Origin of the sequence: Aeoliella straminimaris (assembly GCF_024054565.1) — a bacterium.
Lineage (GTDB): Bacteria > Planctomycetota > Planctomycetia > Pirellulales > Lacipirellulaceae > Aeoliella > Aeoliella straminimaris.
The window spans coordinates 91,178-114,733 of sequence record NZ_JAMXLR010000095.1; the positions used below are offsets into that span (position 1 = coordinate 91,178).

24 protein-coding genes are annotated in these 23,556 nt (G+C 60.1%); 12 read left to right on the plus strand and 12 right to left on the minus strand.

Annotated features, from left to right (window positions below):
• Positions 1-76: 76 nt before the first annotated feature.
• Positions 77-541: a hypothetical protein gene (locus NG895_RS29395; RefSeq protein ID WP_252856151.1), complete on the plus strand. Its 465-nt coding sequence runs from the start codon at positions 77-79 to the stop codon at positions 539-541.
• Positions 542-555: 14 nt separating this feature from the next.
• Here the strand turns inward: NG895_RS29395 and NG895_RS29400 are convergent, their stop codons facing one another.
• From NG895_RS29400 to mnmG, 5 genes are all read right to left on the minus strand, one after another.
• On the minus strand, positions 556-987 hold the full coding sequence (locus NG895_RS29400) for a hypothetical protein (protein WP_252856152.1): 432 nt from the start codon (positions 985-987) through the stop codon (positions 556-558).
• Between the two features lie 121 nt (positions 988-1,108).
• Complete coding sequence (locus NG895_RS29405; protein WP_261361838.1) at positions 1,109-1,477, minus strand: DUF5615 family PIN-like protein; 369 nt, start codon at positions 1,475-1,477, stop codon at positions 1,109-1,111.
• Positions 1,474-1,704 (minus strand): DUF433 domain-containing protein, encoded by a 231-nt coding sequence (locus tag NG895_RS29410; RefSeq protein WP_252856154.1) that lies wholly within the window; start codon positions 1,702-1,704, stop codon positions 1,474-1,476. The genes NG895_RS29405 and NG895_RS29410 overlap by 4 nt, the downstream gene beginning before the upstream one ends.
• A gap of 161 nt (positions 1,705-1,865) precedes the next feature.
• A complete protein-coding gene (locus NG895_RS29415) occupies positions 1,866-2,318 on the minus strand; it encodes a hypothetical protein (protein WP_252856155.1) in 453 nt (150 codons plus the stop codon).
• Positions 2,319-2,411: 93 nt separating this feature from the next.
• Positions 2,412-4,214 carry a tRNA uridine-5-carboxymethylaminomethyl(34) synthesis enzyme MnmG gene (gene mnmG / locus NG895_RS29420; protein WP_252856156.1) on the minus strand — a complete coding sequence of 601 codons (1,803 nt, stop codon included), beginning with the start codon at positions 4,212-4,214 and terminating at the stop codon, positions 2,412-2,414.
• A 97-nt stretch (positions 4,215-4,311) separates the two neighbouring features.
• On the opposite strand from mnmG, the gene NG895_RS29425 reads away from it, so the two are divergent.
• Positions 4,312-4,869, plus strand: coding sequence for a DNA-3-methyladenine glycosylase I (locus NG895_RS29425; RefSeq protein WP_252856157.1), 558 nt, complete (start codon positions 4,312-4,314; stop codon positions 4,867-4,869).
• 31 nt (positions 4,870-4,900) lie between these two features.
• Here the strand turns inward: NG895_RS29425 and NG895_RS29430 are convergent, their stop codons facing one another.
• Positions 4,901-5,467 (minus strand): RNA polymerase sigma factor, encoded by a 567-nt coding sequence (locus tag NG895_RS29430; protein ID WP_252856158.1) that lies wholly within the window; start codon positions 5,465-5,467, stop codon positions 4,901-4,903.
• A gap of 423 nt (positions 5,468-5,890) precedes the next feature.
• Between NG895_RS29430 and NG895_RS29435 the strand changes: the two genes are divergently transcribed.
• A complete protein-coding gene (locus NG895_RS29435; RefSeq protein WP_145246559.1) occupies positions 5,891-6,169 on the plus strand; it encodes a ferredoxin family protein in 279 nt (92 codons plus the stop codon).
• A gap of 207 nt (positions 6,170-6,376) precedes the next feature.
• Here the strand turns inward: NG895_RS29435 and NG895_RS29440 are convergent, their stop codons facing one another.
• On the minus strand, positions 6,377-7,000 hold the full coding sequence (locus tag NG895_RS29440) for an HNH endonuclease (RefSeq protein ID WP_252856159.1): 624 nt from the start codon (positions 6,998-7,000) through the stop codon (positions 6,377-6,379).
• Positions 7,001-7,656: 656 nt separating this feature from the next.
• Here NG895_RS29440 and NG895_RS29445 point away from each other — a divergent pair.
• The 5 genes from NG895_RS29445 to NG895_RS29470 all read left to right on the plus strand — a co-directional run bounded on the left by NG895_RS29445 (position 7,657) and on the right by NG895_RS29470 (position 11,564).
• Entirely contained in the window at positions 7,657-7,956 is a 300-nt protein-coding gene (locus tag NG895_RS29445) for a hypothetical protein (RefSeq protein ID WP_252856160.1), read from the plus strand.
• 56 nt (positions 7,957-8,012) lie between these two features.
• Positions 8,013-8,558: a thermonuclease family protein gene (locus tag NG895_RS29450; protein ID WP_252856161.1), complete on the plus strand. Its 546-nt coding sequence runs from the start codon at positions 8,013-8,015 to the stop codon at positions 8,556-8,558.
• A gap of 39 nt (positions 8,559-8,597) precedes the next feature.
• Positions 8,598-9,650, plus strand: a complete 1,053-nt coding sequence (locus tag NG895_RS29455) for a type II secretion system F family protein (RefSeq protein WP_252856162.1) — start codon at positions 8,598-8,600, stop codon at positions 9,648-9,650.
• 276 nt (positions 9,651-9,926) lie between these two features.
• The gene (locus NG895_RS29465) at positions 9,927-10,928 is read left to right on the plus strand and encodes a DUF1559 family PulG-like putative transporter (protein WP_425267273.1); all 1,002 of its coding nucleotides are present in this window, start codon (positions 9,927-9,929) and stop codon (positions 10,926-10,928) included.
• Between the two features lie 81 nt (positions 10,929-11,009).
• The gene (locus tag NG895_RS29470) at positions 11,010-11,564 is read left to right on the plus strand and encodes an EF-hand domain-containing protein (protein WP_252856163.1); all 555 of its coding nucleotides are present in this window, start codon (positions 11,010-11,012) and stop codon (positions 11,562-11,564) included.
• 116 nt (positions 11,565-11,680) lie between these two features.
• On the opposite strand, the gene NG895_RS29475 is transcribed toward NG895_RS29470, so the two are convergent.
• Positions 11,681-12,286, minus strand: coding sequence for a nitroreductase family protein (locus tag NG895_RS29475; protein ID WP_252856164.1), 606 nt, complete (start codon positions 12,284-12,286; stop codon positions 11,681-11,683).
• A 126-nt stretch (positions 12,287-12,412) separates the two neighbouring features.
• Between NG895_RS29475 and NG895_RS29480 the strand changes: the two genes are divergently transcribed.
• Positions 12,413-13,069 (plus strand): dioxygenase family protein, encoded by a 657-nt coding sequence (locus tag NG895_RS29480; protein ID WP_252856165.1) that lies wholly within the window; start codon positions 12,413-12,415, stop codon positions 13,067-13,069.
• Between the two features lie 68 nt (positions 13,070-13,137).
• Here the strand turns inward: NG895_RS29480 and NG895_RS29485 are convergent, their stop codons facing one another.
• Together NG895_RS29485 and NG895_RS29490 are read right to left on the minus strand one after the other, a co-directional pair.
• Positions 13,138-14,583, minus strand: a complete 1,446-nt coding sequence (locus NG895_RS29485; RefSeq protein WP_252856166.1) for a magnesium chelatase ATPase subunit I — start codon at positions 14,581-14,583, stop codon at positions 13,138-13,140.
• 265 nt (positions 14,584-14,848) lie between these two features.
• Positions 14,849-15,352, minus strand: a complete 504-nt coding sequence (locus NG895_RS29490; RefSeq protein WP_252856167.1) for a hypothetical protein — start codon at positions 15,350-15,352, stop codon at positions 14,849-14,851.
• A 253-nt stretch (positions 15,353-15,605) separates the two neighbouring features.
• Here NG895_RS29490 and gdhA point away from each other — a divergent pair, with 253 nt between their 5' ends.
• The 3 genes from gdhA to NG895_RS29505 all read left to right on the plus strand — a co-directional run bounded on the left by gdhA (position 15,606) and on the right by NG895_RS29505 (position 19,995).
• Positions 15,606-16,958, plus strand: a complete 1,353-nt coding sequence (gene gdhA, locus NG895_RS29495; RefSeq protein ID WP_252856168.1) for an NADP-specific glutamate dehydrogenase — start codon at positions 15,606-15,608, stop codon at positions 16,956-16,958.
• Between the two features lie 175 nt (positions 16,959-17,133).
• Positions 17,134-18,573, plus strand: a complete 1,440-nt coding sequence (locus NG895_RS29500) for an aldehyde dehydrogenase family protein (RefSeq protein ID WP_252856169.1) — start codon at positions 17,134-17,136, stop codon at positions 18,571-18,573.
• Between the two features lie 51 nt (positions 18,574-18,624).
• Positions 18,625-19,995: a DUF4185 domain-containing protein gene (locus NG895_RS29505; protein WP_252856170.1), complete on the plus strand. Its 1,371-nt coding sequence runs from the start codon at positions 18,625-18,627 to the stop codon at positions 19,993-19,995.
• Between the two features lie 32 nt (positions 19,996-20,027).
• Here the strand turns inward: NG895_RS29505 and NG895_RS29510 are convergent, their stop codons facing one another.
• The gene (locus NG895_RS29510) at positions 20,028-22,244 is read right to left on the minus strand and encodes an efflux RND transporter permease subunit (protein ID WP_252856171.1); all 2,217 of its coding nucleotides are present in this window, start codon (positions 22,242-22,244) and stop codon (positions 20,028-20,030) included.
• Positions 22,245-22,339: 95 nt separating this feature from the next.
• Positions 22,340-23,551 carry a Wadjet anti-phage system protein JetD domain-containing protein gene (locus NG895_RS29515; RefSeq protein ID WP_252856172.1) on the minus strand — a complete coding sequence of 404 codons (1,212 nt, stop codon included), beginning with the start codon at positions 23,549-23,551 and terminating at the stop codon, positions 22,340-22,342.
• Positions 23,552-23,556 lie beyond the last annotated feature (5 nt).

A 23,556-nucleotide genomic window follows, 5' to 3' on the forward strand; every position in this document is an offset into this window, starting at 1 on the left:
TGGAACTTTCGGCTTGGTGGCGGCGTCTAGTCTCCAAACGCTTGGTGCAATTTTCACGATCAAACCGGAGAGTTCGATGAAGAGTTACTGTTGTCTGACCGCTGCGATTGCTGTTTACTCACTCGCTGCGTCCACTTCGTGGGCGGAGAAGGTTGATATGACCAACGATGAGTTAAACAAGGCCGCTACTCATGTGGTGGTAGGAAAGGTGAAGGAAATTTACTTCAGTACTACGGCAGAGGGTGACTGGATCTATACGAACTACCTTGCCGAAATCTCTCCCCAGAAGCATGAGAAAGGGGAGGATCTGAAGGATCGTTCGCTCATCTATGTGCGGTACTGGACCCGGCGATGGGTGGGAAAAGGACGCATGCCCACGTCGACCAGTGGTCACCGCGGTCTACCTTCTCGAGGAGAGGTTGTGCGGCTGTTCTTGAGAAACGATGGTGACGATGGCGGACTGAACGTCATCCACGCAAACGGATTTGAAGTCATGGAAGAAGCAAAGAGTGGCAAGTCTCGAGTTCAGACGGAGCGATAGTTGCTCGTCGCAATCTATTTAGTGGCTTCGTTGGTGAGTGGTGCTGGGTGCACAGTCTTGAAGATCAATTGCCGCAGCCTGGTGTACCCGATGGCAATCGTCGCCAGGCAGAAAATCGCGATCGCCAGCGGACTCGCCCCTTCAGCCAGCATGCGCGGCGTGTCGAGCCAGCGGTCGCCGGACAGCCAGGCGAGGGCCAAGTAAATGCCGTTGGCCAGGACGCAGAAGTTCGCCACCAGCCACGCCCACGGCCGACGGATGATGGCCGCCAGCATAACTGGCACCGCGATTCCAAGCACCGGGCCGCTCCACAGCGTGACCAGCGGCCGCGGATCGGGCGAGAACCGGCTATGTGGCAGATGCCAGGGGCGTAGTTCCACATCGACCAACCTGCCGCCGGTGGCCCATCCGCCAACGAGATGGCCCAACTCGTGCGTGGTGGTCATCACACACCAGGAGAGGATGAGGAGGAGAGCGAGTTTAAGGAGCTTTGTGGCCACTGGGGGAATGACCAATCACGAATTAACAATGACCAATGATCTGTTAGAAGTTGCCGCCCCAGTCCATTCAGATGGGCAGGACGCGGACTCTAAGTTTCGACTCTTCCACCACGACTAGTGCGCCGGACTCCAAATCTGATTCGTGTTGTTTCAACGCAGCCACTACTAGCGAGGCCATGTGGTCGGGAAGAATGTTCTGGCCGCGAACTTGGATGACACTGGGTCCCGTTGCCCGCGTTAGAGCCAGCAAAGTGCCAAAATCGAGATCGTGAGTGAAGACAATTCGGTCATTCGCGAGTGCCCAGGCGATGATCTCTTGGTCGGGAGCCTTGGGATCACCCACGCTACTCCAATGTACACAGTCCCAGCCTTGCGATGCTAAAGCATCAACCCAGTCGGGTGATAGATTCATGTCAATGAGTAGGCGAACACTCATGACATTGAGAGCGGAACATCACGTTCGTCGACACGCCAGGCAGCGTAAGCCAGGCATTGATCGATATCTCCATCTTCCAAGTAAGGATACGACTTCAAGATCTCCTCACGCTCCCGCCCCGCGGCAAGTAAACCAAGTATGGTGGCCACCGTCACTCGCATACCGCGAATGCACGCGCGTCCACCCATCACAGCTGGATCGAAGGTAATGCGATCAATCGGTTCCATAATTGCAGAACTGGTGTTCGAGTGGATATCAGGCCTGCTTATATCTTACCTCTCCGCAAACCGCCAGGCAATTGAATCTCGATGACCAACGCTGAATTAACAATGACCAATGAGAATTTGGTAGGGTCGCGGATTATTGATGCTAACGTCGGGCTCGCCGACTATTCCAGTGATTCTAAGAACCGCCGGTCAGCGTTGTCCATTTCGTACGGATCGTCAAGTTCATCAAGCGTATGCATGTGCTTGAACAACGCATCAAGGTGTTTGAATTCGAACAGCGGAGCAACTTCCTTCACAACGTCCTCAAGCGCGGACAACATGAGGTGCAGAAGTATCCAGCCTATGAACTGCCGATAATTCGTACCAATGATGGTCGGATGTTCGACTTCGAGGAAATGCTCTACAAATCGCTTGCTCTCTAAGTCGAACGCGATGATAGTATCACCGTTTTGTGCCAGAAGTGGCAGGTAGTTCTCAAGGTAAACGACTCTGGGGCGTTCATACATGTACTTCAATGCCGAAGGGCCTTTGTCTTCCCAAATATCACGAAACACCGGCGGGAAACCTAGCTCGTCGAACATCGCATAGGCTTTCTCATTGGTGTCGATGATCATGGGGGAGGCCTTCTCAATTTTCCTTATGCGTGCATTCCATTGTGACCTTGGAAGGTGAGTAACCAGCATTGGTCATCGTAACTTGGAAATTGGTCACTTCCCCTCCATGTGCGCAATCAACAGTGCAATATCTGCCGGCGTAATCCCACTGATGCGGCTGGCCTGGGCGAGGTTCACGGGGCGAACTTTTGTCAGCTTCTCGCGGGCTTCCATCCGCAATTGGCCGAGGGTGTGGTAGTCGAACTGCACGGGGATTCGCTTGGCGGCCAAGCGGCCCTGGCGGTCGACCTCGGTTTGCTGGCGGGCGATGTAGCCTTCGTATTTGATGTCCCAGAGGGCTTGTTCGGCCGCGGCGGCGTCGATGGTGCCGAGCGTCGGCGCGACGGCGACCACATCGTCCCAAGTGACTTCAGGGCGGCGGAGGAACTTGGCGAGCGGTCCCCCTTCGTGCGTGGTGGTGCTGAGCACCTTCTTGGCCTCATCGATAGCTGCAAGTTTGGCGTTTAGCCGCGCCATGCGATCGTCTGTGGCCAGGCCCACTTCGTGCGCCAGTGGCGTCAGACGGCGGTCGGCGTTGTCGTGCCGCAGTAGCAGGCGGTACTCGGCGCGGCTGGTAAACATGCGGTACGGTTCGTCGACGCCGCAAGTCACCAGGTCGTCGATCAGCACGCCAATGTACGCCTGGTCGCGAGTGAGGATGAGCGGCTCATGCCCGGCCAGCTTGCGAGCGGCGTTGGCGCCGGCGATGAGTCCCTGCGCGCCGGCCTCTTCGTAGCCGGTGGTGCCGTTTATCTGCCCAGCAAGGAATAGCCCGCTGCAGCACTTCGTTTCGAGCCACGGCGTCAGCTGGTCGGGCGGGGCGTAGTCGTACTCCACGGCGTAGCCGTACCGCATGATCTCGGCATTCTCGAGGCCCGGGATCAGCTTGAACATCTGGTCCTGCACGTCGCGGGGCAGGCTGGTCGAAACGCCGTTGACGTACACCTCGTGCGTGTGGCGGCCTTCGGGCTCCAGGAACAATTGATGCTGGCTCTTATCGGCGAAGCGAACAATCTTGTCTTCGATGCTGGGGCAGTACCGGGGGCCGCTGGTGCTGATCTGCCCGCTGTACATTGGCGCGCGGTGCAGGTTGGCGGTGATCAGGTCGTGCACCGCCTGATTGGTGTGCGTGATGTAGCACGGCAGCTGTTCGACCTGGAAATTGTCGGTCAGGAACGAAAACGGCTGCGGCCGCTCATCGCCCGGCTGCAGTTCGGTGCGGTCGTAGTCGATGGTGCGACCGTTCAGCCGTGGCGGTGTGCCGGTCTTGAATCGTTCGAGCTGAATACCGAGCCGAGCGAGCGCCCCGCTGATGCCCGCAGTGGTGCCCTCCCCTGCCCTGCCGCCTTCGGTCTTGGCCTCGCCCGTGTGCATCAAGGCTTGCAGGAACGTGCCGGTGGTGAGAATGACGGCCGGCGCGCGATACGTGGCGCCGCCGCGGACGCTCACGCCGCGGGCCTGATTGTTTTCAATCTCGATGTCTTCGACCACTTCCTGACGGATCGACAGATTCGGCTGGGACTCGACGATCCGCTTGATCTCGTTCTGGTACGCCTTTTTGTCGGCCTGCGCCCGGGGGCTGTGCATGGCCGGACCTTTGCGTCGGTTCAACAGGCGGAACTGAATGCCGGTGGCGTCAATCGCCTGGCCCATGGCGCCGCCGAGGGCGTCGATCTCGCGGACAATCTGTCCCTTGCCCACCCCACCAATGGCTGGATTGCAGCTCATCTGGCCGATGGTATCGCAGTTGGTGGTTAGCAGCGCGGTCCGCGCCCCCATCCGCGCAGCGGCCAGTGCCGCTTCGGTCCCCGCGTGACCGGCGCCGATAACCACGACGTCGTATTCGTAAATGGACATTTAAGAGGGTGAGTGAAGGTGGAAGCTACCCATAGGAGACTACTTAGGATACCTTCTGGACTGACTTAGCTGAAATCCCCTTGCGGTGGAACGAACGATGAAACGATGCGATTGGGCCGTGGTGAGCGAGGCGGAAACCGAGTACCACGATGCGGAGTGGGGCGTACCGTCGTGGGACGATCGACATTTGTTCGAGATGATTACCCTCGAAGGGGCGCAAGCGGGGCTAAGTTGGAGCACCATTTTGAACAAACGTCAGGGGTATCGCCGGGCATTCGCCCAATTCAACCCCGTGAAGGTGGCCAAGTTCACCCCCGCGAAGGTCGAAAAGCTGCTGGGCGACGCGAGCATCGTGCGGCACCGTGGCAAGATCGAGTCGACGGTATCCAATGCCAAGGCGGTGCTCGCCGTGCAGGCCGAACATGGCTCGCTGGCCGAATTCCTGTGGCAATTCGTCGATGGCAAACCCATGAAGAACCGCTGGCGGTCGATGAGCGAGATTCCGGCCGAAACGGCCGAGAGCAAGGCGATGAGCAAAGCCTTGAAGAAATGCGGCTTCCGCTTCGTGGGCCCCACGACCTGTTACGCCTTCATGCAGGCGGTGGGCATGGTGAACGACCACCTGACGAGCTGCTTTCGCTACAAAGAGGTGTAGCAACGCGAGTGCCGGTCGCGACGGCGTCGGTTCAACTCGGGGCGCGATTGACGTGCGAGCGGAGCTTGGTACGGGCGCGGGTGAGCATGGGGCCGATGGTATTTTCGGGCACATCCACGGCTTGGCTGATTTCGCCGTACGACTTGCCTTCCATGTGGTAGAGTCGCACCACTTCGGCTTCGGTTCCGGCCAGCGACTCCAGCATCTGGGCGACTTCTTCGCGATCTTCGATGCGGCTTTCGGCCGTGGCGTCGTGCGACTCCAGGTGGCCATCGTCTAGTGGCGCGGCAGCGTGCGGCACGGCGACCAGTTTGCGCACCACCACCCGGCGGGCGACCACCGTCAGGTAGGTTGCCAGGGAGCTTTCGCCACGGAAGTGGCGCAGCACCGCCAGGTCGTTGTCGACCAAGGTATAAAACACCTCGGCCACCAGATCTTCGCGATCGGAATGCGAGAGCCGCATCGAGCGGTTCTGGGCCGTGTGGTTCACGACATGCACCACCAGGCCCATGAAACGGTCGACGAAGTCCTCCCAAGCGTGCGGCTTGTGGGCGAGGCAGCGTTCGATGAGGTTGCGATCGATATCAGAGAGCGCCACGTCAGGTCACTCCGCGGAGTTAAATAGGGATGGTCAATTTTCGCTGCCTAAAGTGTGGGCGGCGCTTGTCCCATGCCCCGCTACGTATCAAAAGGAGGGCAGAAACCGCTTCTGGCTAAGCGAACGCCCCACTCCTGCTTCCCTGGCCCCTATTACTCGATTCTAGGTAGCGGCGCGGCCCGAGGCAAGGCGAATGATTTCCGATGTCCCGGGGAGCCGCAAACCAGCGGTTTTTTTGGGGCCCAGTCCGCTTGACACCCCACGCGTTGTATCACTAGGATCGGGATCATGCGGCCGCCATGACGAACCAATCCTAAGTGATTGTGTCATAAAGGTTTGAAAAGCCGCTGGGTTTGAATGGCCATCGGGCTTGTGACGCCGCTCGGCCGGCTCCGCCCCTATTTTGTTAGAGAGGACGATCGAATGACGCACGTTGTTTGCGAACCGTGCTTTAACTGCAAGTATACGGACTGTGTGGTTGTGTGCCCGGTGGAGTGTTTTTACGAAGCCGAGCAAATTCTCTATATCCATCCCGACGAGTGCATCGACTGCGAGGCCTGCGTGCCCGAGTGCCCCGTTGAGGCGATTTTCCACGAGGATAACGTTCCTGACGAGTGGAAAGATTACATCCAACTGAACGCCGATATGGCGCCCCAGTGCGAAGTGATCACCGAGAAGAAGGAACCGTTGGCCGACAGCTAACGGCTTCTATCGCACGCCAGACGACATTGGCGGCCAAGCGGCTAATCGTCTGTGTGCTTGACTGAAACTTACAAAGGCCTGTAGCGTCGTCGCGCTGCGGGCCTTTTTTATTGGCCGAGCCTGCCCGGCAATTGCAGATACAAAGAACGAGGCCCGCGATGGAAATTCCAGCACGGGCCTCGTGATCGTTTGGCAAATATTTGCGGTTTACTTCAAGTCGACCGACCAGTACGCCGCATCGAGGAAGGTTTTCCAACTGGCGTACTTGGGGTTGCCCAACTTGATGGCCAGCAGCGGACTGCGGCGTGGCCGTACCGGCTTGCGGTACAACTTCATGCCGGCCTGCTGCGGAGTGCGGCCGCCCTTGCGGACGTTGCACTTCACGCAGGCGCAAACCACATTCTCCCAGGTGGTCTCGCCCCCTCGGCAACTGGGCACCACGTGGTCGATGCTCAGTTCGCTGGTGGGGAAGTAGTCGCCGCAGTACTGGCAGCGATTGCCGTCGCGGGCAAACAAATTGCGACGATTCAGCCGAACGCGCTGCTTGGGCACGCGATCGTAATACAACAGTCGCAATACTCGCGGTACCTGGATTTCGAAGTTGACACTTTGAATCCAGTCCTGATGCGGCTCTTTGAACTCGGACTTCAACTCGCTGATCTCGCGCCACGAGTCGAAGTCGTAATTGCCGTACTGGCCATCTTCGATGTGAATGACTTCGGCTAGCTCGCGAATCAACAGAGCAAAGGCACGACGTACATCCACCACATGAACCGCCATGTATTGACGGTTCAACACCAAAACACTCGAACTCAACGCGGTGTCAGCCATTGTCTCAATGTGGGTGTGGAACTTGTTGTGTTCGGCCTGCCAGAACTCCTGGGCAACGACCAAGCACGCGGATGTCGACTCGTGGAATACGCTATTGCGGTTAAGCGCTCGGGCATACGGAGCCGCCTGTGGCCGCCGCACGTGCGTGCGTTATCGGGGAGCGGATGCAAAACGCGGGCGGCTGTGGCCGATGGCCACGGTGCGAAGTGGGTTGGACCGATCTCGCTTACCATTGCCTGCGTCTAACCGTTGAGAGTGCGAAGCAGAAACAGATGCAGTGAATGTATAGAACTCATGCTCTGTCTGCCTAGATTTTAGTCCATCCACTAACGCCGGACCACCCGAACAATGCCGTTTGCCAAACTCTTCATCGAAACTTCAGACAGCCCACTCTGCGACTGGGTTCGGAGTTTCTCAGGCAATGTACGGGGTATTTATGCGGCGTGGCTGGGGGCCCTGGTGCAAAGATGGGCTACGGTGGATGTGGCCTTTTTCGGCTTTCGGCCCCTTATTTGCACTGTGCGACTAACTTACACCCACGAGACTTTTGCCTTGCCTCGCTGGTGCCGCAGTCATTAACATGCAACTATGCAGGTGGGTCAGGGAGGAAGTATGAGGCCTGTCTCGTCCGAGAAGGAACCGAGGAACATCACACTATGATTCATTTCACTTGCGATTGCTGCAAACGCGAAATCGATCTGGAACACGAGATTCGTTACGTTGTCCGGATGGAGGTGTTTGCGGCCGCGGATGCCGGCGAAGAAGCCATCGATGACGACCGCGACTATCTGCAAGAAATCGAGGACATGATCACCCGCGATGAAGGCTTCGATCAACTGGAGGAAGAAGTCTATCAACAAGCGCGGTTCGATCTGTGCAGTGAATGCCGCGACCGATTTGTGAACAATCCCCTGGGTCGCGCCGCGCAGGTGGAGTTGGGATTCAGCAACAATTGAATCGCTTCGACTCGCGCTATCCGCCGCGCTCGACGAGCGAATCTTGAGACGCACGCATGTCGCGGCGATACTCTCGCAATCTGTTTCGCGTCTACTGGTGGGTGGTCGTGCTGGCCGTGGTGCTGGTGCTGCGAGTACTGTACTCCTCACAGCACGTTCCCGCCCAAGAGGCTCTGGCCGAGGGACGGCATCGCGTGGCCCGCGTGGTCGATGGCGATACCTTGAAGCTCGTCACGGGGCAGCGGATCCGCCTGCAGGGCGTCGACACGCCCGAGACGGTGCGGCCCGACTATCCGGTGGAACCCTGGGGCCCCGAAGCTACGGCCTTTACCAAGCAGTTCGTTGACCAGGCCGACGGCGAGGTGACGCTCACGTTCGGAACCGAGCGGTTGGACGCCTATGGCCGGCATCTGGCATTCGTGTGGCGCGACGATGTGCTGCTGAACGAAGAACTCGTACGGGCCGGCCTGGCCCGGGCTCGGCTTGGCTACCGATATAGCGGTACAATGAAAAGACGGCTGGCCGACGCCCAGGAGGAAGCCCGCGCCGCCGGCCTGGGCATCTGGTCCGACGCAATACCTGGCGCCACGGCCAGCGATTAAACATTCCGACCCCTTTGCCACGCGACTTTTGCCAACTCCATGTTCTTCAGCCCCCACCTTTCCGGCAAACGCCTTTCGGACCTGTGCCATCGATTGGCAACTGGCCTGGCAGCGGGAGTTGATATTCGCAAAGTGTGGAAGCGGGAAGCCGAGAATGCCCCGGGCCGCATGCGCGAGCAGTTTCAGTCGGTGCAGCACGACATCGAGCAAGGCGAGCCCTTCGCCACGTCGCTGGCCAAGACCGGCAACCTGTTCCCGCGGCTGTTTCTGCAGATGGTCGACGTTGGTGAGCGGACCGGACAGACGGCCGAGGTGCTGAATAAGCTCGAACGGCACTATCGAGTGCGGCACGAGCTGATGCGGACCTTCCTGGGCCTTTTGGCCTGGCCGATGATCCAATTGATCATGGCGGTTTTCATCATTGGTTTATTGATCTGGATCCTGGGGGCCCTCGACGCGCGGGACCTGGACGGAAAACCGATCGATCCGCTCGGCATCGGGCTCATCGGCACGCGGGGCGTGATCATCTACGCCAATCTGGTGTTGGCCACCACGCTGGCCATCGCCGCGGCGGTGGCTGCCATGCGGCGGGGCGCGTTGTGGCTCCGCCCGGTGCAACGATTCGTCACCAAACTGCCCGGCATCGGCAGCGCGATTCAAAAAATCTGCCTCGCCCAACTTGCCTGGACACTTCATCTGCTGCTGAACGTAGAGATGGACCTGCGGCAGTTGGTGCCGCTGGTGCTGTTGTCGACTGGCAACGACTACTACATCCAGCATCGCAAACAGATGGTAGCCGACGTGCAGGCAGGGCTGCCGCTGCATCTGGCGTTCGCCAACAGCGGCGCCTTTCCGCCCACGTTTCTCGACGCCCTGGCTGTGGCCGAAGAGAGCGGGCAAATCTCCGAGTCGATGGCTCGTCTGGCCAATCAGTACGAGGCCGAAGCCGAATCGGCCATGAAGTACCTGGCCGTCGCCGCCGGCATTGCGGTCTGGGTGTTGGTGGCGACACTGATAGTGCTAATGATCTTCCGGCTGTTCATCGTCTTCTATCTCGGCCCGATTAAACAGGCGACCGAAATGACGATGTAGGTGAAGCGCGTCAACTATTCGGCAGGCGAAGACGACGCTGCTGGGGATGTGACATTATCCACAGCTTACTTGATTGCAGAGTTGAAATCGCTTAGCCTATTTGGGATGGAAGAGGGATAATCTTATCCAGTTTGGTGGTTCGCCGCGTCCCTCTGTTCCGTTCTCTTCTTTACAACCTATTCGGTGCAGTCGATGATAATGACGTTACGATCATCGTTTAAGTCTCCTCGTCGCCTCACAGCGTGGAGAGCCTTTACTCTTGTCGAACTCCTGGTTGTGATTGCCATCATTGGCATCCTGGTCGCCCTGTTGCTCCCGGCCGTTCAGTCGGCCCGTGAAGCGGCACGCCGGACCCAATGCAAGAACCAACTCAAGCAGCTAGCGCTTGGGTTCATGAATCATGAAAGTGCACACGGCGCCCTGCCCACAGGTGGCTGGGGGTGGGGGTGGGTGGGTGATCCCGACTCGGGAACGCTCGAGCGGCAACCTGGTGGTTGGGGCTATAGCATCCTCGCCTATACGGAAGGGCTAAGCGAACTGCAGATCGGTTCTGGCCTGGCAAGCAACGCGAAGAAGGCTGCATTGGCGGAGATGATCTCCAAACCGGTCCCGGTCTTCTATTGTCCTTCGCGTCGGCAACCGACCAGCGCGTATGGCGGGACCGAAACGCTTGTTAATGCAGCGCAGCCACCCGGTTATCTATATGCCAAGACCGACTACGCGGCCAATGGCGGTCGCTACTATCCCCCGGCCGTGAATGGTTGGGACTATGGGCCCTCAATTTCGTGCCTCGACACGTATCCCGAATGCAACTGGGGCGCCTTCAAGAACAAGGCGAGTCTCCGTCGATATGACGGAGCGATCGTACCACGCTTCCCGGTAGAATTCAGAAGGATCCAGGACGGACTTTCCAATACCATGTTACTGGGCGAGAAGTACGTCAGTCCGGTCTTCTACGCCCAAGAGAGTCGCGCCAATAGTTGCTCGGATAACAACCCGGCCTATAACGGATACGACTGGGACAACATCCGCTGGATCAACAATTACCCGACCGCCGATTTTAGCCAGCACTATCAACCGCAGGCCGATTCGCCGACGATCGACGTCGGCTGCTCCAGACGGTTTGGGAGCGCCCATTCTTCGGTGTTTCAGGTGGCCCTGTGCGATGGCTCGGTGGACGCGCTCGAGTACGACGCGGATCCGACCGTGTTGGCTGGCTATGCCTCGCGTGACGACGGAGGAAACCTTGTTCCCGCGACCACCGGTCCCCGACGGTGATCATTCGCGCCAGGACACAAGCCCTATCGATCTATGCCTAGAGGAGCAGCTCAATTGGATCTCAAGGATTGTCGGCGGCCAATGTCGCTGCTAGTTGCGGCTGGAATTGCCGCAGTAGTGTGTGCTGGGTGCGGTAAAGGTTACCGTTCGGCACAGGCGAGTAATCCCGCCGACGCCGCTGCGGCAGCTATCGACCAGTACGATAGCAACAACGACGGCGCGCTGGACGCCAACGAGCTTGAGGCATCTCTCGCTCTGGCGGACGCGCTTTCGCGGATCGACTCCAACTCAGATGGCAAGTTGGCGGTAGATGAGATCGAGGCGCGGCTGCGCCAGTACGCGTCGTTATCGGAGTTCATTGCCGGCGAGGTGAGTGTCACTCGCAATGGGCAACCTGTCGAGGCCGCCGAGGTCACGTTCACTCCCGAGCCATTTATGGGCGATGGATTACCGGTTTACCAGGGCACGACCGGAAACGCTGGTACGACTTCGATGCTGACCGATCCGCCGACGCCAGGTGTCGCGGTTGGCTTCTACCGAGTGACCATCAAGACCTCCGATGGCGAGGAGATTCAGCGGGGAGTTGAGATTGCCGACGATTCTCCCACCTCAACACGCATTGGCCTGGAGATATAGGCCAGGGGGGCTCCGCTTCGTTCGGTCCCCTTGCTCTCCTGCTCACCTGGCGAAGGGCAAGTCGGAGGAACGCGGGGCCTGCTTCTTAGCGTCTGCGGCGTATTGCCTGCTTCCGTTCAAAAGGTATCGTTAAATACCACCTCGCATTTGTCGAGTTGTCCACCACGAGGGCGGGCTTTTTCGGCCGCTTTGCCGATCACGACCATCATCACGATTTCGTGATCCTCGGGAAGCTTGATCAGGTCGGCCACCTGTTGCGGGTCGAAGCCGATCATGGGGTTTGAGTCGTAACCCATCGCCTTGGCAGCCAGCATTAACGTTTGGGCCGCAATGGCTCCGCTGCGCATCACTTCGTCGCGTTGCACCTGCGGACCAGCGTTCTCGTAGTAGTTGCCAATCATCGGTACCAGCACGTTTCGCGTCTCCTCGGGCACATTGCGCCAGTAGCGCTCGGGCGACTTGGCCCACGCGCGAATGTCGCCGCAGATGACGATGACCATGTGGGCCTCTTCCACCTGTGCCTGATTCCAGGCCGCGGTGCGGAGCTGCTTACGGAGTTCCGGGTCGCGGACCACAACGAATCGCCAGTTCTGAATGTTGAACGAAGTGGGCGACAGCAGGGCCAGGTCGAGCAGATGTTGCACGTCTTCTTCCGGCATGGTGGCCGAAGTATCGTACTTTTTGACGCTGCGTCGTTGGGTGATGGCGGAAATCGTATCCATAGTGCGAAAATCCTCGGTAGGCGGGCGTGGGGCAGCCAACGAAACTTGGAGCTGCCCGTGGGGTTCGGTTACAATAGCAGGGCTCGGTAGTGGATTTATAAGAACGAATTAAGGAGTTGGTAAGGTATGGCTGGACCAAACACACCCCATCGGCGGCAGTTTCTGCAGTCGTCGGCCTTCGCTGCGGCTGCTTTCGCGACACCGGGCCTGCTGGCCGAACAGCTTTCGCAGACGCCGCGGCTCACCGAAGGTCCTTTCTACCCCGATAACCTTCCGCTCGACACCGACAACGACCTGCTGATTCTCAACGACAAACTCACGCCCGCGGTGGGCCAGATAACCCATCTCAGCGGTCGGGTGCTCGACATGAAGGGCAACCCGGTTCGCAACGCTGTGGTTGAAATCTGGCAAGTCGATGGCAATGGCGTCTACCTGCACAGCCGCAGCGGCGGCAACGGCGAGCGGGACAAGAACTTCCAGGGCTTTGGCCGCTTCCTGACCGGCAAAAAGGGCGATTACTACTTCCGCACCGTGAAACCGGTGCCCTACCCTGGCCGCACCCCGCACATCCATGTGGCGGTGAACCAAAATGGCAAGCGTCAGCTCACCACCCAATTGTTCATCGACGGCCACGAGCAAAACGCTCGCGATGGCATCTACCGCAGCCTGGGTGACAAGCGCTCGCTGGTGACCAGCAAGTTTGCACCGCTAGAAGGCTCGAAGCTCAAAGAGCTGGAAGCCAAGTTCGACATCATCCTGGGTGTCACGCCGGCCGAGGCCTAGTGCGAAAACCGAGTTCCTCGCAGCCGGATGGCCACGCGGTCCGCGCGAGTGCGACCAAAAACGAGCTGCTAGAACTCGTATACAATCCGCCCGTGCGTTTGGCTGCGGCTGATGCGGTCGGTGGCGTACAGGCCGGCCAGGACGAATTCCACACAGCTGGCCCGCACCGCATCGCTTTCGGCGGCGTTGACCTCGAAGGCCTTGTCCCACACCGGGGGCACGCGCTCCAGCAGCTTGGCATAGTGGCTCGAAGGCAGCATGTCGCCGACCTCGATCTTGACGCCCTGCGTGAAGATTTGGGCGATTTCGGCCAGGCCGTGCTCTTCCACGTATTCGTCGAACACCGTCACCAGGGCCTCGGCCACCACCGAGTCGAGCACCTGCCGCTCGCTCATCTGGTGCGAGCCCATCAGGTCGAGCTCCAACTTGCCCAGCGAACTGGAGTACAGATGGCCCAGGTCGCTGATCCGCGGCACCGCGGGCGACTCGCCCAACACGGCGGCCCGGTGCTTGGCGCTGGCCAGCATGGTGCGATAGTTGGCAATCGACAGCCGCGCGCTGACACCCGACTCGTGATCGATAAACTTCGAGTTCCGCGCCGCACGGCTGATCTCCTCGATCAGTTCCTTCATGAAATACGGCACCAACACCTCGGGGCCGGCGGTCTGAGGTTCGCTGGCCAGTTCCGGCTCGTCGACACCAGACACTTCTTGTTCCATGATCGCGATACCCAGATCGCGTTCCTGCGGGTAGTGGGTGTGGATCACCGAGCCAATGCGGTCCTTGAGCTGTGGGATCACCTTTCCGCTGCGGTTGTACGTGGCCGGATTGGCGGAGAACAAGATCATCACGTCGATGTCGAACTTCACCGGATAGCCGCGGATCTGCACGTCGCGTTCTTCCAGGATGTTGAACAGACCGACCTGCACCAGTTCGTCGAGTTCGGGTAGCTCGTTCATGGCGAAGATGCCGCGGTGCATTCGCGGAATCAGGCCAAAGTGCAAGGCTTCCTCGGTGCCCATGCTCACGCCGCCCACCAGCTTCGATGGATCGATCTCGCCAATGATGTCGGCGAACTTGGTGCCGGGGGCGAGACGCTCGGCGTAGCGATCCTCCTTGGCCCACCAGGCGATGGGGACTTCCTCCGGCGGCATTTCGGTCACCAGTTGCCGGCCGCGGCGGGTGATGGGCCGCAGCGGATCGTCGTGCACCGGGATCTGTGGATCGTCGATGTACGGGATGTGGTCGTCCAGAAAGCTTGCCAACAGCCGCATCAAGCGACTTTTGGCTTGGCCCTTCTCGCCGAGAAACAGAATGTCGTGCTGCGCGAGCAGCGCAATGTTGATCTCGGGCAGCACCGTGTCGTCGTAGCCGACGATGCCTGGGTAAAGTTCGTCGCCCGCGGCCAGGCGGGCGGTGAAGTTGTCGCAGATTTCTTGTTTCACCGACTTGCTGCGCCAGTGAAACTCGCGAAGTTCGGCAAGACTCGAGGGGAGCGTGGTAACGGAAGACATAGCGGCCTTTGCGGTGCGCGGCAATTATCTGAGTGTGGAATGCACAATTATAGAGCCGCGGGATCCGCCGCCAAGCAATTCGTGGCCCTCGGCCGCACGGAGAGGCTCAGCAGACTGGCCGCACTGCGACCAGGGCGAATTGAAGGCGAGCAGTCGCGCAGGCCTCGCCAATGCAGATCCCGTGATGCGTCTCCGCACCCGCTTCATAGGGATAGGTGATTTGCCGCCGACGAAGATCGTCGGTGTTTGGCGACTACGGTTCTTCCTACTCGTCCGCAGGTTTTTCGACTTTTTTCTGCAGGTTAGAAATCGCATCGTTCATGGCGTCCTGCTGACCGTCGTAGGTGGCCGGATCGATTTTGGCTTCTGCGCCGTGCGATTCTTCATGAAGCGTCGAGAGAACTTCGATAATCTGATCGATGGACGTTTGGGCTTCCTTCTGGGCGTAGCGATCCAGATCGGACGAGGTGAGCATCTTCTCGGCCGTTTTGGCCATATCGCCCATTTCGTGAATTACCCCATCGGCTTCCTTGGTATTGCCTTCCTTGTAGGCTGCGGCCAGTTCGTCTCGCATCTCGGCTAGCAAGCCCACGGCTTCGGGCAGGTTCTTGGGATCGGCGTGTTCGTGCTCCGCGTGATCGTGACCGGCATGTTCTTCGGCTCCGCCCGCTTCGGTGTGCGAATCGCTCGAGTCCGATTTGTTGCCGCAACCGGTAACCGACAGTCCCGCCACAGCCACCACCGCCAACATCCAACGAAATCCCACCATGGCTATCATCCTTATTGAAATTAATTGCGTAAAAGCTACTTGAGCGGCGCCGTGGCCACGAACCTCTAACATACACCGTGATCCGCTATTTTCTCAACCTCAGCACGGGCAAATGCACTCCAAATGGTGCTGGCAGTCGGGGGCGGTCCGCTGGACGAACCAGCCCGCTTGGGGGACGATGAGTCTGGCACTTCCCGGGAAGAATGTGCCATGTGGCGGCCTATTCGACACTTAGCTTGTGAGGATATCGATCATGGCGGACGACAAGGACAAGGCCCTCGAACACTTCATGCAGGGGTTGAAGCGGAGGAATCCCGGCCAGAAGGAGTTTCATCAGGCCGTGCAGGAGTTCGCCGAGTCGGTGATGCCCGTCGTGGTGGCCAACCCCGACTATCAGCACGCTCAGATCCTCGAGCGACTGACCGAGCCCGACCGCATTATCACCTTCCGCGTCACCTGGCAGGATGATGAGGGAAATGTGCGGGTGAACCGCGCTTGGCGCGTGCAGTTCTCCAACGCCATTGGGCCGTACAAGGGGGGATTGCGGTTTCACTCGGACGTGACGCTCAGCGTGTTGAAGTTCCTGGGCTTCGAGCAGATATTCAAGAACAGCCTGACCGGTCTGCCGATGGGCGGAGCCAAAGGGGGCGCGAACTTCAACCCCAAGGGCAAGTCGGCCGACGAGGTGATGCGGTTTTGCCAGGCGATGATGTGCGAACTGCACCGCCACATCGGCGAGGACGTTGACGTGCCGGCTGGCGACATTGGCGTCGGCGCTCGCGAGATCAGCTATCTGTTTGGGCAGTACAAGCGGGTGGCCAATCGCTACGCGGGGGTGCTCACCGGCAAGGGGCTGGCCTATGGGGGCAGCCCCGTGCGGACCGAGGCCACCGGCTACGGGTGCGTCTACTTCTGCCAGAACATGCTGCAGCACGTGGACGATTCGGTGGAGGGCAAAACCACCGTTGTCTCTGGGGCCGGCAACGTCGCGCTTTACGCCATCGAGAAGCTCGTCGCCATGGGGGCGAACGTGGTCACGGCCTCCGACTCCAGTGGATTCGTATACGATGCCGAAGGCATGGACGAAGACAAGCTGGCGTATCTGAAGGACCTGAAGGAAGTGCGCCGCGGGCGTATGAGCGAGTATGCCGAACGCTACAAGCATGCCAAGTACTACGAGGGCAAGCGGCCCTGGGGTGTGGAGTGCGACATCGCCATGCCATGCGCGACGCAGAACGAGATCGGTCGCGACGACGCCAAGGCTTTGATCGACAACGGCGTTCGCGTGGTATGCGAAGGTGCCAATATGCCGAGCGAACTGGCAGCGGCGCACGCCTTCGTCAAAGCCAAGGTGCTGTTCGGCCCGGCCAAGGCGGCCAACGCCGGCGGTGTCGCGGTTTCGGGACTGGAGCAGGCCCAGAACGCCCAGCGGGTGACCTGGAGCGTTGAAGAGGTGGACCATCGTTTGCACGGCATCATGAAGGACATCCACCGGCGGTGCGTGGAAGAAGGCGGCAACCACGAGTACGTTAACTACGCGCTGGGCGCCAACATTGCCGGATTTCGTAAAGTGGCAGAAGCACTGTTGGCCTACGGAGCGATCTGACAGGGCGAGGTAGGGGGAACAGTTGACTAGCGACAGATGATGCTCCGAGTTGGCATGGAGATTGCAGAATTCTTGGGGGTGAGTTTGCTCGATTCTTCGCCCTTACCGCCGGAGGAGGGGCAACAGCGGCTCATCATTCAAATACGCACGTACTCACTCCACTCCCTAATTCGTTATGCAATTCAAAAGCACCTATCCTTTCTATCTGGCCAATCAACCCGAGTCGCCGAATGCCGACTTGGAGGTAACCGACAAATACACCGGCAAAGTGGTCACGGCCGTGGCCATGGCGTCGCCCGACGACATCGACCGCGCGATCGCCAAGGCCACCGCGGCCACCCAAGCGATGCGCGAGTTTGCTCCCTACGAGCGACAGCAAGTGCTCAACCACTGCGTGGCCCGATTCGAAGAGCGGTTCGACGAACTCGCCATGTCGCTGTGCGTCGAGGCGGGTAAGCCGATCAAGGATTCGCGTGGCGAGGTCACGCGCTTGATCGACACGTTTCGCATTGCCGCCGAAGAGTCGGTTCGCATCAATGGCGAAGTGATTAACCTGCAGATTTCGTCCCGCGCCCGGGGCTATCACGGCATGGTCAAGCCGTTGCCGATCGGGCCCTGCTCGTTCATCTCTCCATTCAACTTTCCTCTCAATCTGGCCGCCCACAAGGTGGCTCCCGCCATCGCCGCGGGGTGCCCGTTCGTGCTGAAGCCGGCCAGCCTCACGCCGATTGGGGCCCTGGTGATAGGCGAGGTATTGTCGGAGACCGACCTGCCTGAGGGGGCGTTCTCGATCCTGCCCTGCCGTCGCGAAGGAGCCGACCTGTTTACGACCGACGAGCGGCTGAAGCTGTTGTCGTTTACCGGTTCGCAAGACGTCGGCTGGAAGCTCAAGAGCAAGGCTGGCAAAAAACGAGTCGTGCTCGAACTGGGAGGCAACGCCGCGGTGGTGGTGGATGAAGACGCCGACCTGGACGACGCCGTGAGCCGCATCATCGTGGGGGCGTTCTACCAGTCGGGGCAGAGTTGCATCGGCGTGCAGCGGATCATCATTCACCAGGCCGTGTACGAAGCGTTTAAGGAAAAGCTGGTCGCCGCGACCAAAGAACTGAAGATGGGCGACCCCAAAGACCCGGAGACCTTCATCGGACCCATGATCTCCGCCGAAGAAGCCGAACGTTTGGACAACTGGATCCGGGAGGGCGTCAAGGCTGGCGGCAAGCTGTTGTGCGGTGGGAAACGCGATGGGGCGATGCTGGAGGCCACGCTGCTGGAGGACGTGCCGACGAACCTCGATGTCTGCGCGCAGGAAGCTTTCGGTCCGGTGGCCGTGCTCAGCCGCTTCGATTCGTTCGACCAGGCACTTGCGAGGGTGAACGACAGCCAGTTCGGCCTGCAAGCGGGTGTCTTCACCCGCGATTGGGTGAAGGTGCAGCAAGCGTGGGACACCCTCGAAGTGGGGGGCGTGGTGATCGGCGATGTTCCTTCCTGGCGAGTCGACAACATGCCCTACGGCGGAGTCAAGGAAAGCGGCCTGGGCCGCGAAGGGGTCCGCTACGCCATCGAGCACATGTCCGAACCACGGCTACTGGTGATGCGGACGCCACCGGGCGAGTAGAATGAATGGGAGTGGACAACCACCGCAACCCTTTTTCCTGGAGTTGTTACCGTGAAGACCCGAACGACTGTCTTGGTGGCGAGCGCCCTCCTCCTCTGCCTGGCGAGCGTTGCTACGGCCTTCGAACCGTGCCGCATCAACATCGTCGACAAAGACTCCGGCTGGCCGGTGCCGCTGGTGGAACTGCGGACCACGCACAATGTGCGGTTCGCCAGCGACAATGCCGGCGTCGTGGCGTTCGACCTGCCCGAGATGATGGGTACCGAAACCTGGTTGTTTGTCGAAGGGCACGGTTACACGGTGCCGGCCGATGGGTTTGGCTACCGCGGTGTGCGGGTGACTCCCACCGAAGGTGGCGAGCTGACCATCGAGGTTGCCCGGCAACTGCCCGGCAAGCGGTTGGGACGCATCACGGGAGCGGGCATCTTTGGCGAAGCCCAGCGTTTCGGCGAACACAACGACTGGCGCGAGCAAGGCATTGTGGGTTGCGATAGCGTACAGTACACCGAGCATAACGGACGTGCCTATTGGGGGTGGGGCGACACCGGCGTGGCTCGCTATCCATTGGGCTTGTTCGACATGCTCAGTGCCACGACATCGCTCCAGCCGCTCGAACGATTCGAGCCGCCTGTCAAGCTTCGGTACGACTACTTCACGGGCGACGAGGGACGTCCCCGCTCGGTGGCCGACATGCCGGGCGATGGTCCCACCTGGCTGAGTGGTTACACGAGTGTCAAGGACAAGCAGGGCAAATCCCACCTTGTGGCAACTTACGACAAGATTCGCGCACCCCTGACCACCTACGAACGCGGGCTCTGCGAGTGGAACGAAGAAGCCAAGCAGTTTGACCACGTGGAAACACTATGGTCCCTTACGTCGGATCAGAAAGCGGTGCCCGAGGCTCTGATGGGCCATGTCACCCGATGGACCGACGAGTCGGGCGAGCGATGGCTGCTGTTTGGCGATCCGTTTCCCACCATGAAGTGTCGCGACAGCTACGAGGCCTGGCGCGATCCTCAGGCCTGGCAGTCCATCGAGACCCAAGACAAGGTCGCCACGGCCGATGGTAAGCAACAGATCAAGCACCATCGCGGGTCGATCGCTTACAACGCCTATCGCGACAAGTGGGTGGCCGTGTTCACGCAGTTCGGGGGCGAGTCGTCCCCGCTGGGCGAAATTTGGTACGCCGAAGCCGATCAACCCACAGGGCCCTGGCACTCGGCCGTGAAGGTGGTGACCCACAACAACTACACGTTCTATAATCCGCGGCTGCATGCCGAATGGGCCGAGGACGATTCGCCCGTGCTGCTGTTCGAAGCAACCTACACCGCAACATTTACCGACCACGCCCGGCCGACGGGCCGGCACGATTACAACCAGGTGCTATATCGATTGGATCTCGACGAGCTGGCCGACAGGTAGCATCCGGCCGTATCCCATTGAGTGGCTGGGCGTCACAGCTCCATCGCGGGAGCGCGGCGTTTGGCCAACAACCCGTCAACCACCAGCAGCAGCGCCGGCAGCAGCAGCAGATTGGCGGCCAGGGCGATAACCATCACTACGCTGATCACGCAGCCGAAGTAGGCGATGGGCAGGAACCTCGAGAAGCCCATCACGGCAAACCCCGCGGCGATCACCACGCTGGTCAGCGTGCAGGCCCGCCCCACCGAAAGCTGCGTGACTTCGATGGCCCGTTGCACGCCGAATCCTCGCTGGCGGCAGACTCGGTAACGCCACAGGTAGTGAATCGTGTCGTCCACGGCGATGCCCAGGGCGATGGCCAGCATCATCGAAGTCACGGTGTTGAACGGCACATGCAGCACCGCCATCAGCCCCACGCACGAGGCCCCGGCAAACAGCGGCGGTGCCATGCCCAACACCGCCATTCGCCAACTGCGCAGCACCGCGGCCATGGTGACGAACACCCCCAGGATGCTGAGCACCAGCGATACGGCCTGATCGCGCAGCAGGTCGCGGGCCACGTGGGCGTAGAAGTAGTACAAGCCCGTGATGCGGACCCGATAGCCATCGCCCAGCAGTTGCTCGGCCCGCCGCTTGATTTCATCGCCCAGGGCAATCTTGTCGCTCGCGCTGGGTCCCTCGTGCGCGAAGAAGCTCACTCGCATGGTGCCGGTTTGCTCGTTCACAAAACCGGCGAGGGGATTCTCACCCAGCACGGCGGCCGTCGATCCCTTGAGCAGGGCCATGCGTCTGTTGAGTGCCGACTGCGACTCGGGCAGTTTGATCCCCCCGAACGTAAGGAAGTCGACCACCGACACGCCCCGCGTGATGGGCCCCTGCCCCGCGTATTCTTTAGACAGTGTGGCGAGCGCCGCCAGCGACTCGGGCGTGAGCACGGGCGAGCCGTCGGGGCGGTCGATCAACACTTCGATCGATTGCATGGGGGTGAGCGTCCGCTGGACGAATTCGTAGTTGGTGCGAATTTCGTCGTCGGGACGGAAGTTGTCGAGGAAGCGTAGATTGAATTCCAACTGGGAAGTCAGCGCCACGCCGGCGACGCCCAGCGCCGCGAACACCGCCGAGATGAGCAGCGGATTGGCTCGCGCGGCCACCAGTGTGCATCGCAGCAGGTGCGAAATCGGTCGCGACAGCAGCGGCCGCGTGGTGTGCCGCGACAGCGTGATGCAGGCGCCGGCCAGGCTCAATAGCAGTCCCAGTGAAAGCCCCAGCGTCATCAACACGGCGAACGAACGCACGGGCTCCAGCGGTGAAATGCCAATGGCGACGAATCCCACGATCGTGGTGGCCACCACGCCCACGCAGGGCCGCAGCAACCGCCGCAATGTGGCCTCGGCGTCGCCGCGTGTCTCGTCGTGCCCTACGGCCAGGTGCACACTGTTGGCGATCGTCAACACGGCCGTCAACAACACCAGCATGGGCAGATTGATGGCCGTATTCACGCCGAACAGCACCGATGCGCCCAGTGCCAAGGCCACGCTGGCCACGCCCACGAGTAGCGGATAGCTGGCCAGCTTCACCGAACCAAGCGACAGTCCCAGCACCACCAGGGCGGCCGCGGCGCCCAGCATTCCGAAAGTGACAAGATCGTCCCACACCAGGTGCGTCATCTCGTAGCTCACGATGTACGGACCGGTGAGCGCGACTTCGTGCCCCGTGTGCGTGTTGCAGACCTCGGCAATGATCCGCTTCAGCTCGGCCACCGTTTGCCCGCGCGGGGTGTCCGGCACGGCGCCGTCGTCTCGCATTTGCAGGATGATGCTGGCGGCCTTCTGGTCTTTGCTCACCAGCAGACCTTCAACCACCGAACTGCCGACCAGGAATTGGCGAATCCAGCTTGGCGCTTGCGAAATGGAAGCCGCACCATCCACCGCAGGTAGCTCGGTGACTTGCTCGACGATTTGGCTCAGGCACTCTTGAGATTCGGAGTTCATCACGTCGTCGGAGCGGACCACGATGATGGCCAGTTCGACTCCGGCGAACTCATCGATGAAGTTCTCGAGCGTGCTAAATTGCTCGGTACTGCTGCCGGCCAGCGACCGGAGTGAGTAGTCGTCGGACAGGCCCGGATTCCGCAGCGCAATCAGGCTCGCCACGGCCAGGGCACCCCCCAGCAGCAAGATTGGTCGATGCCAACGTGCAATCGTCCCGGCGACTTCCAAGTCCAAACTCCCCATCAGGTGTTTCAGCACGACTGCGGAAATCCATTCGATTGCCTCGCGTCGGCGCGCCTACGATACTCGATTGCCGCGGCCCGATCCAGCCGAGCAGCGAACTTCTGATATCACTACCCCGCGTCGGAAAGCTCGGTTTCAACTGTGGGGGAGTCCACACCGAACTCCACCGGCCGCGTGGCTGCGAAGAAGGCGTCGCAAGTGAATTTCTGGCCCAGCTTCTCTTGTTCCAAGCGCACCTGTTTTTCCAGGCAGAGTTGATACATCTGCTGCTCCTGGTCGGTCAGGTGGGGGAGTTCCCGCTGGCTGGGGTGCTTGCACTTGCCGGCGTACTTTTTGTGGGCTTCGTACGTCGCGGTATCCATCAGTACCGACTCGATGTGAGGCACTCGCAGGCGAAAGTCGGAGAGAATCTCGTACCCCGCGGCATCGATATCTCCCCAGTACAGCACGCGATTGTCGGCCAGCCACGGCAGGTCCTTCAGCACGTGCACGCTGCAGCCGTGCCCGGCCAGAACCAGGCCGCGGGGAAAAGCGGGCACACACGTCAGCGGGGCTTTGTTCTCCACGATCACCACCACGGCATCTTTCAGTTCCAGGCTGGCTAGCGAATGCGCAGGGGCGGCAAACTCGTCGAAGGGCAGGCCGATCTCCGCTTTGAGCGCCGAGTCCAGCAGCAGAACCTCACGCGTCAATTGCGACTCACGCAACCCGAAACGCCGAGCGAAGCGGTCCTCGTGCGACGCAATGGCCGACGAAGGCAGCAGCAGGTTCAGCCACTGGCGGAGCATCGTTTCGTGGCGGTTGATGAACTTGGTGTCGATTTCCAGTGGAAGTTGCTGCGGATAACAGCCGGGGCGCGGGTTTTTCACTAAGTACTTCACCACTTGAATGGCCCCGTTGAGCTCCCACCAGTCGCTCGGCAGGCGATGGGGGTTTTGCTGAATCCACGGTTCCAATTCTGGAAGCTCGTTCCGCAGTTTCATTACCCGGCGTTCCAGCCGTTGAAACTCTTTACACTTCCCGCACAGCCGCAAGAGATCGTCCTCCGTATCGATCCAAATCGCCACGGGGCGAAGATTGTTGCCGTGTACCGGCGAGTGCACCAACTGCTCTTCGATGCGGTAGCCCCAACCGATGGTGTCTTTCGACTTCGCCCGCAGGGCTTCAATGTCGCGCAGATTTGCGGCAAAGTCGTCCTGTTTCAACTTCAGGTTCGCCCGCACACGCAGCGGAAACTCCACCACTTCGCCGGCCAGCCACTCCTTCAGAAAGGTGGCGTACAGCGTCTTGGCGAGTTTCCTGATTTCGGCCGGAGTAATCATTCAGT